This window comes from Candidatus Cloacimonadota bacterium, assembly GCA_016932035.1.
Lineage (GTDB): Bacteria > Cloacimonadota > Cloacimonadia > JGIOTU-2 > JGIOTU-2 > Celaenobacter.
The window spans coordinates 1-12,682 of sequence record JAFGDR010000001.1 but is presented as its reverse complement, the minus strand read 5'-3'; the positions used below and the strand labels follow the sequence as shown (position 1 = coordinate 12,682).

Genomic DNA, 12,682 nt, shown 5'->3' with positions numbered 1-12,682 from the left:
TTGACAGTAAAATACCACACATTGCTTTTATGTTCCAATAAAATGACTTAGGTTGAAATTTATGTACACGTTCTTACTTATAATACATGTTATTGTGTGTATCGCATTGGTGATCTCAGTGCTTTTGCAGTCAAGCAAAGGTGGAGGGCTCGGTGGTGCTTTCGGTGGAGGTGGTGGTGACACCGTTTTTGGCGGACAAAGTGCTTCCAATTTCTTAAAAAAAACCACCCGTGTTCTCGGCGGTGCATTCATGGTGCTAACCATCTTACTTGCGCTTACGCTTAAGCCGACCCAAATGCAGAAAGAAGCCGGGCAGGTTTCAGAAGAACTTCAAAAGGAAATTGATCAAAGTGACCAAACTCCTCAAGATGCACCTGCAACACTCCCCGAAGGTTTTGAAGTAATACCTGAAGAAACAGGAACTCAAGAACAATAAATTTCGTGCAGAAGTGGCGGAACTGGCAGACGCGCAAGACTAAGGATCTTGTGTCCGCAAGGATGTAGGGGTTCGAGTCCCCTCTTCTGCACCACTCATTCATACAATCATCTGCGCCCGTAGCTCAACTGGATAGAGCACCTGACTACGGATCAGACGGTTCCCTGTTCGAATCGGGGCGGGCGCGCTTTCTATCAATTACATATAAAATAAAATACTATTTACTTGACCTTTTCAATGTATCAAATTTGAAAAATGCTATTATTATGTTGGAGATTTAACTATGAAAAAAATAATTTTAGGTTTAACATTACTCAGTCTTGCTTTCCTTATGTCATGTTCATCAAGCACAGGTTCAAATGAATCACCTACTATTACATTTGTTCATCCACAAAACAATGAAACGATCAATGACTCGATTTACACCATTGAGGTGTCTGTAGAAGATACTAAAAGTATTGTCTCTGTGTCGATTTATGCTGACTCAGTTTGCCTGTACCAATCAACAGATAGTAAAAATTATACATGTGAGTGGCATACATATTGGTTCACAGATTCAGCGGATCATACTATAAAAGTGGAAGCTACCGACAGTGATGATAAAACAACAACAAAATCTGTCGATGTTACTCTTTCCGAACAAGCATACATAACACCAAAACCATTGACACCAGCCAACAATGCAACCCTTCAGTATCCTGTTAATCTTACCTGGACTGCTATTGATAATGCTTTATCATATGAAGTTGACCTCGTTATCAATAGTGTAACATTCCCCCTCACTCCTGCCACCAATTCACAAACGATCGATTACACAATTTACGGTGCAGCAACGTGGAAAGTAAAAGCAGTCGATGCCTTTGGAATGAGTACAAAGTACAGCGAAGAATATCATTTTACTGTAACGGAAACAAAGTAGTAGCTTCAATATTTCTAAAATAGAATATATTTCACTGGCGAGAATACTAATTCTCGCCTTTTTATTGACATCATTTTCTATGAAACATCAGTCTCATTAAGTTTTTTGATTTAATATTAATGATTCAGTAAGAGGAAAATTTACAGTATGATCTGGTTACAGGCAATTATAACAGTCTTATTTGTGCTAATCCACCTGTTTGCAGAAAGATTTCATGTAACAAAACACGGTTCGCGTCGTGCATGGCTCTCTTTTGCAGGTGGAGTCTCGGTCTCATACGTATTTATTCATATCTTTCCTGAGTTGGAGCTCACTCAACAGCATCTCTCCACACATTGGAACTTCATCCCATTTATCGAACATCATGCATATCTCATTGCATTAGTAGGATTGATCGTTTTTTACGGACTTGAACGAGGGGCGAAGCTTTCACAATCGAAACAGAAACTCCAGCACAATCATACGAAAACAACAACAAGCCAGGGTGTTTTCTGGCTGCATATAGCTTCATTTGCACTCTACAATGCCTTGATCGGATACCTCCTTGTTCATAGAGAGGAACAGGATTTATACGGACTGATTTTCTTCTCCATTGCAATGGGACTGCATTTTTTTGTTAACGACTATTCACTACGGCAGTTTCATAAAGATACTTACCAAAAGTATGGCAGATGGGTCCTGAGCGGCATGATCTTCATTGGCTGGTTGGTCGGACTTGCAACAAAGATAAGCGAAGCAATGACCGGCGTGCTTGTTGCCTTTCTTGCCGGTGGCGTGATCCTCAATGTGCTCAAAGAAGAATTACCAGAAGAAAAACAGAGCAGTTTTTGGGCTTTTGCATGCGGCGCTGCTGTGTATACGGTGCTTTTACTATTGTTATAATGACCATAAAATCTGGAGGAAGATTATCATGAAAAAGATCGTATTTATTATGATTGTTTGCATACTTGTTCTTTTTATAAGCTGTTCTCAAAAACCTATGATATTTACTTACCTGGACTATCCACCCTATTGCTGGACAGATGCAGAAGGTAATGCGCACGGCATTTATATCGATATTATTAATGAAGTTGTACGAGATCGAATGGGAATTCCTGTTGTATATCAAGAACATTCATGGGATGTTGCCCAGAAACTGGTTCAAGACGGAGAAGCTGACGCATTCATCACAGTTCCTACCCCAGAGAGAAGGGAATACACAGAAATCAGCAATGAGCCGCTTGTTTCGGATGGATGTGTTCTCTTTACTCAAAAAGACAACAAACGTTTGGAAGAAATTCAAAAAATCACAAACCTCCCCGAGTTGAAGGATTTTACATTACTCGACTATACGGGCAGCGGATGGGCAAGACAGCATCTCGCAGATTTTGATGTCGAATGGATGCCGGGCATTAAACAGGTACTGATCGAACTTGCAAACGGGAAGGGTGATATTTTTGTTCAGCCCCCTATCTTGACCAAGTACAACATCAAAGAATTGAAACTTGAAGACAAACTTATTGAGATCCCTAACTCTCTTGATGAGATACATTTCTATTTGTGTGTAGGAAAAAATTCATCATTTGTCCATATTCTTCCTGAATTTGATAGGATCATTACAGAAATGAAACAGAACGGTTCGCTGCAGAAAATTATTGATTCGTATTAATGTTTAAAACATAACGCGATATTGATTAATATCGCTTTCGAAGATTTGATAATTATCTTTGTGTCAGGGAGTGTTCCCTGACACCTCGTTTATATTAATTACTGATTACTCTGCTCCTCAAGATCATCACGAACAAGTAAACTGGTAGACATACCTGCAATTAAAAGTTTCTGATCATCGGAAATACCATTCTTTATCCACACTGCCCCGGCATTGATCGTGGAAACTGCTCCGATTGTCTGGTCATTATACACAAACTCATATCCATATACATCGCCCTGGAATATCTTGGGAATATTCTGCCCTTCCACCTGAAGAATGCCCTTAATTGTGATCACTTCTCCCTTATCGTTTTTGGCTTCTCCCATCGTAAGATTTTTCGGAGAACCCTGATCAGGATTATTTACGACAAAATTCCAGATATCCATTCCCTTGTCGAGAAGCACACTACCGTAAAAATAATTCTTATATGACAGATCGATCGAGAAAAAGTCATTAAGCACACTCACATCGGATTGTTCGAATTGACCTGCACAGACCACTTCTGCCTGAGTTCCATCAGGGGTGTATTGGATAAAATTGAATTTCTGTTTTGCAGATTTCATTTGAAGAACATCGGAAGTATTAGATTCAGAGGTAGTCCAACCCTTGTTAAATTTTGATGTTTTATAGTCACCAAAGGTAATGACCTTATTCCAGCTGAAACCATACCTTCCCTTGACGGGGTACATGGATGTGTCGCTCTGAAGGGCTGATGGAAGTTTGATTTGAGGAACAGAACATCCGATAACCATTAAAATAGCAATAATAACAGCACAAATTTTAGATATAACTTGAGATTTATTCATGTAAAAACTCCTTAATATTTAATGACTAATGCACCATCTGAGGAAGAGGAAATCCAGTACGCAAGCGGAACTTCGATGATAAATATATCGGACAACTCGACGAAGGAAACATCAAAAGACTCGTCAGCATTCGTGAATGAAATTGATTTGATGTTCTTCACAACATTTCTGTTCATGGTCAGTTGGTACACAGCACTGGCCATAAAACCGGCTGCCATCTGATCATCTTCCCCTTCTTCATCATCTTGAGGAAAAGCAATGTAGATCTCATTCTTGTCAATAAGCGGAACGAATGCTGGAGCATCGTCTTTCTTCATCTTCTTGTAATCTTTGCTGTTCGTATCGATGGTAAGATACATCTCGTACCCGCATTCGAGCTCAGTATCGACTTTCTTACAATCTGCCTTAACACTCTTCGGGAACGTGTCTATGATCTGTTTCTCATTGAATGTGTAAATATCTTCACATGGATTCTCATTAGACTTTCCACCCATGCTTTTAGACATCTCGAAAATACTTTTACTTACAGAGAATTTAATAAATACTTCCAAATTATCACCGTCTTTAGAAATATGCTGGGTGATATTAAAACAGCCAGCCATAACAAGTATGGTCAAAACGACCAAACCCAAACTAATCCATCTTTTTTTCATGTCTTCTCCTTCCGAAGTTGTGAAATATACTATTGTTTTTCTAATGTTGCTTCTGCAATTATTTTATGTTGAATATTCAGTATTTTGCACGTCATTTTGTCATCGTAAACATCGATAATGCCGTATGTTGCAATACGTCCCTTATCCTCGGCAGCTCTCAAATGCCCTGGATTGAACATCAAGCCCCATATACTGTTTGCACATTCCCAGTTATGTGTATGACCAAACAACATTGCATCCGCAGAATGAGTCAGGTCGTCTGGTGAATGCGCAATGTGCAGGTTCCAGCCATCGATCTCAATATCGAGAGTGTGCGGCAAAGAACCATTCCGGTAATCCTTATGAAAGATACCTGGAACCCGATAGACTTTTCTTCCTCTTCTGTTGTAAACACAGTTATCCAAATCTTCATAATTATCGCCAAGATGAATGATCACATCAGCAAGGATGTTGCTGTCCAGCACATGCTGTAGCAGATCGTAATTTCCGTGTGTGTCACTAACGACTAAAACCGTTTTCATGTATACACCTTTAACCGCAAATCAATATTCAGAAAATTTAACGTCAAATAATTAATAGAACCGTTTTAAAATGCCTGCCCAAGACTAAAATAGAACTTTCCGGATGGTTCACCTGCTTTGGGAAACCAATTAAATCCATAATCACATCGTACCACGCCAAGAGGTGTATTTACCCGAAGTCCGATCCCGGGACAGCTTCTCATTGGTTGCTTTTTTACATCTTTGAGATATTTCCACACATTCCCAAAATCAAAGAATGCAACGGCACCGACAATCTTATAGATCGTCTGTCTTAGTTCGAGATTTCCCACAAATTTATACCTGCCGCCGAGAGGATTTCCACTGTCATCCAACGGTCCAACTTTCCTGTAGCGAAAGCCGCGCATAGACTGCGGTCCACCGGCATAGAATCTTTCGTTAAGGGGTACATAGGTAGAATTGCCAAACAGCGTTAAGCCCCCTGCTTCAAAGGAGGTGGCAAGAATTGTGTTAGGGGTCAATGACCAATAAAATCTACTCTTTGCTGTCATCTTGCCGAAAAGACTGCTGCTCTTTTGATAGGATTCTGCAAGTTCATTATCGATAGACAGCATGTAACCCTTTGTCGTATTGAAGATATTATCTCTTTTATCCTGGATCGCTGAAAGGATGAGTGAATTCAAGTTAGACTTATATGTATCCGGGATTTCCTGGACTTCTACCTTAGTGAAATGAACTCGTTCATACCTGTAGGCAAACGAAATGCTGGCATAATGGGTAAAGGATTTTCCAATGATCAGCTTGGCACCATATTGAGATACATCATATCCCGGCTCTTCATTGAAACTATCAAAGATATTAATGTCAGTCTTCAATCGGATCCCAAATGTCCACGGCTCCGTATAAGATGCTTCAATTTTCCGTGTTATTGAACTCAACCTTCCATTCAAACTTATCTTTTGAGCCGTACCCCACAGGTTGCTGTTCTGCAGTTCTGCAAAGATGCGTGCACGTTCCAGGGAGCCATATCCAACACCAATATTGAATTCACCGGGTATCTTCTCTTTAATCTCGACGAGAACATCTTTCTGAGATGAAAGTGAGTCAAGAGTAACGGGTCGGATGAATACACTTTCAAATAATCCGGTGAGATATAATGAGCGCTGGGAAGCGAGGAGCTTTGAATAGTCCACGATCTCATTCTGTTTGAACGTGATCTCCCTCATGACGATCTTCTTTTTTGTGACATCCAATCCTTGTACGATGATATCCCGGATTGAATATTGTTCATATTCGGTTATTCGAAAATCAATCAATGCGCGGTGATATTCCTCATTGATGCGGATATCCGGCACAACCTCAGCGTCGAGATATCCAAGATTTGCATACATGGTCAGAAGTTTATAGGTGGCGTCCTGAACCCTCTTTTGTTGCAACAGGTTATCTTTTTTCAACCCGATTTCTTTCATCAGCGTAGAATCCGAGAAAACCGAATTACCAAAGACCTCGACTCCTTCGATATAGGTTGGTTCTCCTTCAGATATGATTATCGTAATGGAAAGTTTCTTTTTCTCCTCATTTCTATCAACGGTATAATCGACGATCTTTGCTTTAAGATAACCGTTCTGGTGATAGAACAAAGCAAGATTTTTTAGGTCATCGCTGAAGATTTCAGGATAGTAGTATCCCGGACTAAGAAATTTTGAGGAACGCGTAACCATGACTTTTCGCAAGGTGCCGGAACGATATACATTGTTTCCTTCAAAGGTTATGGATGTTATTTTGAACGCCTCTTTTTTAGCATACAGAAATGATGCCGTCATACAGAAAACAAGGATCATCAGGATGCATTTTTTTAATCTCATTTGAAATTCATCCTGTAGATCACATCGATGCCGGCATTACCGTCCTGGTCTGCCTGTCCTTGCAAATAAAAATGGTCGGTTAGTTTATAATCAAGCTCGATGCTTTGTTCGTTCATATACCCGATACGTGTCGAATAGGTAACTTTCATTCGTTTTGACAGCTGTTTTGAAGCAACGAGTTGAGGACCCCATGAGTCACCGAACTTGAAAAGATTTCCCTCGATCGACACATCGTCAAGATCAAACATCTGCGCCATCCTGCTTGCGACAAATCCTGATATCTTCTGGCTGGAATACTGTTCAGCGCGTTCAAGGAGTATATTCTTTAACGAAGTATCATACTTGTCCGGATCCTGGGTAAATATCTGATCCCTGGTAGTTCCGAACGTGAGGAGCGAAAGTATATTTGCTTCATCCAGTGCAGGCACTGATTGAAGAGATATCTTCGCTTTATCTGCAGGTCCGGTAACCGCAAAAATAATGTGATAGGGATCAACATCAGGTTCTGAGTAGTTTTTAATATCTGTTTCAGCCTGAATGTCGAGGATAGGATTGATCATATTCGAATCTGTAAAATCAAGAACACCCCGTGTGATGTTGAATTTTCTATCCAGATACACAATATAGCCGTCCGTGATCTCAAGACGTCCTGCAATATTCGGTTGCGCAAGAGTTCCGATCACAGTAATGTCTGCCTTTGCACGGATCCTTGCAAGATTATTCTCGACCCATATATCTTTGCTTTCCGTAACTCGAATATTGAGCTTCGTCTGCATCATCACAGGTGACGGTTTTTTAAATATCTTCGGTTTGCCGATTGAAGCCAGCACCTTTGAGATCTGGACATCCTCAAGATATTTTGTTTTACCGAGAATAATTGTTCCATCGATTTGATATCCGGTCTTTTGCTGCGAATACTTCATATCGATACTTTTTACCAAAACTTGGAATTTTTTTGGTTCTCTAAACGAGATATCCTCGGCGTGAATATTGAGGGCAATATCACTTATTGTGTTATTTGTGTAGGAAACATAACCCTTACTCGAGATCGTTCCATCACCAAATTTGCATGACAAGGTATTAATGTCGAAACGTTCGTCAGTGGCAGTGATATCAAGCATACATTTGGTGAGCGGTATTGGAATATCTTCCATCAGCAATTCAAGGTCGGATGCCTTCAGCCATCCTCTTAACCGAGGATTTTGTGGTGAGCCCAGCACATGGATGGAAGCATTCATGAGACCCTGTGCATTCATGATCGCAGGTACGACTTCAACGAATGAAACATCAAAATCATCAGCATTCAAAGTAACATTTATTCCTTCAGGTTTATAGTTTCCTTTAACGGTAATTGCCTGAAGTCCGTTTATTGAAAGAGCAATATCAGTCGAGATTGCACGCCAGTCCCGGGAAGTGACACTTCCGGAAAATGAAAAATTCTTCTTCTCATACAAACCAGTGAATTTATTGATGTTCAGGGTACTATCTGCAAAGATAATGATTGCACTGAGATTCTCTATGGGTGATTTATGCGAGTCTAGCTGAACAAAACCGTCTTTTATCCTCAATGAACCATTTATTTGGGGATTGCCAAGCGTTCCACCTACTTGTCCTGAAGCTGTTACTATACCCTTGGTTTGAACAGCATCCAGAAACTCCTCAGCAAAATCTGCCAGTGCAACATCTGTCATAGAAACTTCCCCTTGAATCGAACATCTCGGGCTTATCGTAATATTTCCATCATAACGATCCAGACCAAGTTTCCCACGAAAACGAATGTCATTATTAAAAAGCTGTACAAGACCACTGCTGAGAATAAATTCACTGGGAGTAAGCTGTCCCTGCAGTGTTATTGCATCAATAAAAATATCTTTGTACGATGGCTTATCAATTGCCAGCTGTATTGAACCTGTCGGGTTTTGCAGATCACCCTTAAAGGAAATACTGCCGGAAATATCTCCCTGCACGCCGGTTAGCGAATCTGATACAGCACCAAGCATAGTAAGTGATATATCTTTTAACTGGGCATCGAATGTCATCATATCATCGAGAATGAAGTTAGTTTGGATTGTTCCCAGATGCTTTTGCTCACGTTCCATCTCATCGGTAAAATCAATGGTTAGAGATCCACTTCTATTATTTACTGAGACGTCGCCTTGGGCATCACAACTGATTTTATCTGTTTTAATATGAAGTTGATCGATGGTCACATCAGAGTTTTTTGCGCGGCACAATACAGAGATAACCGGCACGGAGAAATCTCTATACTGAACACTATCCGCATGAATGGTCAATGAGCCGGAGAAATCCTCCATCGAGCCTGTTAAGGATCCTGCATACTGAACTCGCCCTTTGATCTGCTCACCCATCAGCTTTTGTGCAAGCGGCTCAAGAGAATCAAGTGCACCTTTAAAAGAACTCTTGAGTATCATAAGTGAACTATCAACATAAGAAACATCTGCATAAAGCGAATCCAAGGGCACATTCATATATGAAAGACCTTTTCCTTTGATAGTTGCCCGAACTGATGGATTATCCAGACTTCCATTGAAATCTGCTTCTGCAAAAACAGCGCCTGCTGCATCAGGTATATTGAAAAGCCCTGCAAGATGCTTGATATCATCGATGGTGACTTTCGCAGTACCGCGTATAAGAGAATCATGTATCGACAGATCGCTTTCTATAGAAGACAAGCCCTGAGTTACCCGCAAGGACGCCTTACCTTCTTTATAGGCAAAGGTGCATCCCAAAGGATCGATTCTCTTCTTATGAAAGACAAGTGATCCCAGCTTAATGTTACCGGAAAGACTCGATGAGAGCATTGCATTCATCTCACCCGAAGCATGTAAAGATCCGTTGATAGAGCCCGAATACGGTGACTCGTTATCATAAAGGAAATCCCAGAGTTGTGAATAATCAATATTCGCAATTTGAAGCTCGGTTTGATAGGATTCTGATTTTTGGGTTTCTAACCATCCCCGTGCAGAAATTGTACCACCGAAAACCTCGGTTGATAGGTTTTTGATTCGAAGAGAATCGCTCTCGAATGAAAGAGTAATAGTTGTATTCTTGAGATTTATTTCTTCTGCTCTTACATCGGGAATATTGATCACAGCTCCAATGTTTGGTTTCGATGGCGTTCCATCGACGTGAACATCAAGCGTAATATTATTTAATTCCAGCCGCAATTTATCAGGAAGGTCTTTCCCGAAGATCTGCACATACTCAGATGGATCTCCATCGATTGTTATGTTTGCCAGAATTTTTGTATCCTGTTTTGTGATATGAACTTCTGCGCTTCCCGAACACGTCATTCCTTTTGATGAAAACGAAATATCAGAAATATTATAAACATCAGATGAAATGGTTCCTGAAACAGCAAAGTTTTCTATTCCGTACATTTGATCATTTTTTTGTATTGCTGCTGAATTAAATTGTACAATAAATCCATAGGTTTGATGCATATGTTCAGATGTAAGCGTCAATAAGAAATCCCGGATTGTTGCATCGAGTGGGATTGCCTGGTCATCATAGGATATTGAAGAATTGGTTAGCTCTATCTTTCCAAGAACAAGCTGCAATGTTTTTTTGGATGGCTCTTTTGCTGCCGGAAGTTCAGGCAGTAAAAAAATACCATCTTTATCTCGGAGTAATGTGGCATCCAGCCCTTTAATGAGTATCTCTGAGATAGATAGTTTATTTGATATCAAAGCAAAAATATTATAGTGAACTTCAATTGATGAGACTGATAGTGATGACATGCTCGAAGGGGGATCGCAATAAATATTGAGACTGTTAATCTTGATATGAGAAAAAACATTCGTTCTGAATTCTTCAATAGACACTGTCATGCTCAATGTTTTAGATACATTTTTCTCGATAATGTTCTTAATAAAACCCTCACCAAGAGGTGACCCTGCAACCAATACAAGTATTACACACAACAGGAGCAGACTTGCTAATGTAATAAGGAATATTCTCAGGCTATTCTTAACAACTTTGTTCATCACCAGAAAAAGTACTACTCTTTCTTTTCGGATTTAGTAATTGGCAATATAGTATTATCAAGTCTTCGGTCACCAAACCATACAATTCGTTGTGGGAATGCGATCTCAATACCTTGAAGTTCAAGTGTTTTCTTGATCCTCCAAAGCATACTTGTTTTCAGTGCCCACCATTCACTCACAGGAGCCCATATCTTCACATTTACATTCACTGCATTGTCACCGAGTTTATTAACCCAAACGAGGGGTTCAGGATTTTTGAGTGCGAAGGGTTCGTTATTGATAAGCTCTTTAATGATTGCAATGGCTTTATCTGCATCGTCGTTGTATCGGATCCCAACATCATACTCAAATCGACGCGCTACATTTGAAACATAATTAGATATATTCGCAGTAAAGACTTTTTCATTGGGAATTCTCACCTGATATCCATCGAATGTTCGAATCGTGGTGGAGATGATCCTGATGTCCTCCACAATTCCAGTGATGTCATCAATATTTACGGTATTCCCGATACGAATTGGACGCTCGATCATAAGAAATATTCCAGAAACCAAATTTCCAACAATGCTCTGACTTGCGAAACCAATAATAATACTGATGATCCCACCTGCAACAAGAAGCCCGGAAAGCTTCAGTCCAATGATAGAAAGAGCCCAGATCAACCCGATAAGAAGTATCAGGTAGGATACAATTTTGACAACCACTTCCATGCTGTCTTTCGACGTCTTATTCTTTAAAGCACGACGAACATAAAGAGATAGAATCTTGGAAATTATTATTGAAAGTATAAAAATTGAAAGAGCTATTATCAATCTCAGAAGCGTGACATTTCCCCAGACGATCGTTTTAAGCATTAGAGTCCTTCCATCATGACAAATTTAGTTGAAAGCATAGCTAGCTTTCTGCTTTTATACAGTTCCATCGCTTTTTTGAAGCCTTTCTCGGACTGAGGTGCATAACAGTCCGTTTCCGCGGTGATTTCGTTGGCGATCTTCATCGTAGCATAGAGCTGAACTAATTTATCATTATAATAAAGCTTCATCGCATAAGCATTAAATACTATTTTTGAAATTGTGTTCCACTGCGTATCTGTATTTTTTACCGTTACATGCACAATACCTTGATGAAGCAGATCGACCTGAGGAATATCGGCATAGATCGAAGATTTATGATATCTCGTCACAATGCCGTTACGGGGATCTCCATACAAAGAATATTTTGCTGGAACCAAACTGATATCATCGAAAGGTTCGAAATCCTGCTTTTTGAAAATAAACACACCAATTTCTATTGGAAATGTTGCATAGAAGCTCTCCTGCCGATGGGGTGCAATGGATAGTGTCCTGTCAAACTCCAGAAGCAAATAATTGGTAATGTGTTTTGGATGATTCAGCGGTTCTACCGGATTGATGATGATGCGAGATTTGTCTGATAAAATAATCTTCTCAACTGGAGGTTTGTCAGCAATCTGGCGGGTATAGCAAAATCCGTAACTTGCTTTACTCACTTCGATCGAGAGGTCGTTTTCTTTTATAGAAAACGGAACATTATTTGTTCCATACATAGAATCTCCGATTTAGTTTATACGTTACATTTGAGTATTTATTTTTTCTTTAATTGATGTCAATAATTTTTCTGTTACAATCGTGTCTTATCCAATTATGGTTTTGGTACATGAGCCGGTACTAATGATTCGAGGACCATTCGTTTACCATTCTGTATCTTAATCAATGTGATAACTTTTTGAGGTATTCTCTGATCATTATAATAGGACAGTATACCTGTCACACCCACAAAATTGTAAAT

11 protein-coding genes and 2 tRNA genes are annotated in these 12,682 nt (G+C 39.8%); 6 read left to right on the top strand and 7 right to left on the bottom strand.

Going from position 1 to position 12,682, the window contains the following annotated elements; genetic code table 11:
• Positions 1-61 precede the first annotated feature (61 nt).
• From secG to JW794_00040, 6 genes are all read left to right on the top strand, one after another.
• On the top strand, positions 62-436 hold the full coding sequence (secG, locus tag JW794_00065) for a preprotein translocase subunit SecG (protein MBN2016526.1): 375 nt from the start codon (positions 62-64) through the stop codon (positions 434-436).
• Positions 437-443: 7 nt separating this feature from the next.
• Positions 444-530, top strand: a tRNA-Leu gene (locus tag JW794_00060).
• 19 nt (positions 531-549) lie between these two features.
• A tRNA-Arg gene (locus tag JW794_00055) sits at positions 550-623 on the top strand.
• A 96-nt stretch (positions 624-719) separates the two neighbouring features.
• Positions 720-1,355, top strand: coding sequence for a hypothetical protein (locus JW794_00050; protein MBN2016525.1), 636 nt, complete (start codon positions 720-722; stop codon positions 1,353-1,355).
• A 147-nt stretch (positions 1,356-1,502) separates the two neighbouring features.
• Positions 1,503-2,237, top strand: coding sequence for a hypothetical protein (locus JW794_00045; GenBank protein MBN2016524.1), 735 nt, complete (start codon positions 1,503-1,505; stop codon positions 2,235-2,237).
• 28 nt (positions 2,238-2,265) lie between these two features.
• Positions 2,266-3,003, top strand: a complete 738-nt coding sequence (locus JW794_00040) for a transporter substrate-binding domain-containing protein (protein ID MBN2016523.1) — start codon at positions 2,266-2,268, stop codon at positions 3,001-3,003.
• Positions 3,004-3,101: 98 nt separating this feature from the next.
• Here the strand turns inward: JW794_00040 and JW794_00035 are convergent, their stop codons facing one another.
• The 7 genes from JW794_00035 to JW794_00005 form a co-directional block, all read right to left on the bottom strand.
• A complete protein-coding gene (locus tag JW794_00035) occupies positions 3,102-3,851 on the bottom strand; it encodes a hypothetical protein (GenBank protein MBN2016522.1) in 750 nt (249 codons plus the stop codon).
• 11 nt (positions 3,852-3,862) lie between these two features.
• Positions 3,863-4,504, bottom strand: coding sequence for a hypothetical protein (locus JW794_00030; GenBank protein ID MBN2016521.1), 642 nt, complete (start codon positions 4,502-4,504; stop codon positions 3,863-3,865).
• Between the two features lie 29 nt (positions 4,505-4,533).
• Positions 4,534-5,025 carry a metallophosphoesterase family protein gene (locus JW794_00025; GenBank protein MBN2016520.1) on the bottom strand — a complete coding sequence of 164 codons (492 nt, stop codon included), beginning with the start codon at positions 5,023-5,025 and terminating at the stop codon, positions 4,534-4,536.
• 65 nt (positions 5,026-5,090) lie between these two features.
• Entirely contained in the window at positions 5,091-6,869 is a 1,779-nt protein-coding gene (bamA, locus tag JW794_00020; GenBank protein ID MBN2016519.1) for an outer membrane protein assembly factor BamA, read from the bottom strand.
• Positions 6,866-10,876 carry a translocation/assembly module TamB gene (locus tag JW794_00015; GenBank protein MBN2016518.1) on the bottom strand — a complete coding sequence of 1,337 codons (4,011 nt, stop codon included), beginning with the start codon at positions 10,874-10,876 and terminating at the stop codon, positions 6,866-6,868. Before JW794_00015 ends, bamA begins: the two co-directional genes overlap by 4 nt.
• A gap of 14 nt (positions 10,877-10,890) precedes the next feature.
• Positions 10,891-11,730 carry a mechanosensitive ion channel family protein gene (locus tag JW794_00010; protein MBN2016517.1) on the bottom strand — a complete coding sequence of 280 codons (840 nt, stop codon included), beginning with the start codon at positions 11,728-11,730 and terminating at the stop codon, positions 10,891-10,893.
• Positions 11,730-12,440 carry a DUF432 domain-containing protein gene (locus tag JW794_00005; protein ID MBN2016516.1) on the bottom strand — a complete coding sequence of 237 codons (711 nt, stop codon included), beginning with the start codon at positions 12,438-12,440 and terminating at the stop codon, positions 11,730-11,732. The genes JW794_00010 and JW794_00005 overlap by 1 nt, the downstream gene beginning before the upstream one ends.
• Positions 12,441-12,682 lie beyond the last annotated feature (242 nt).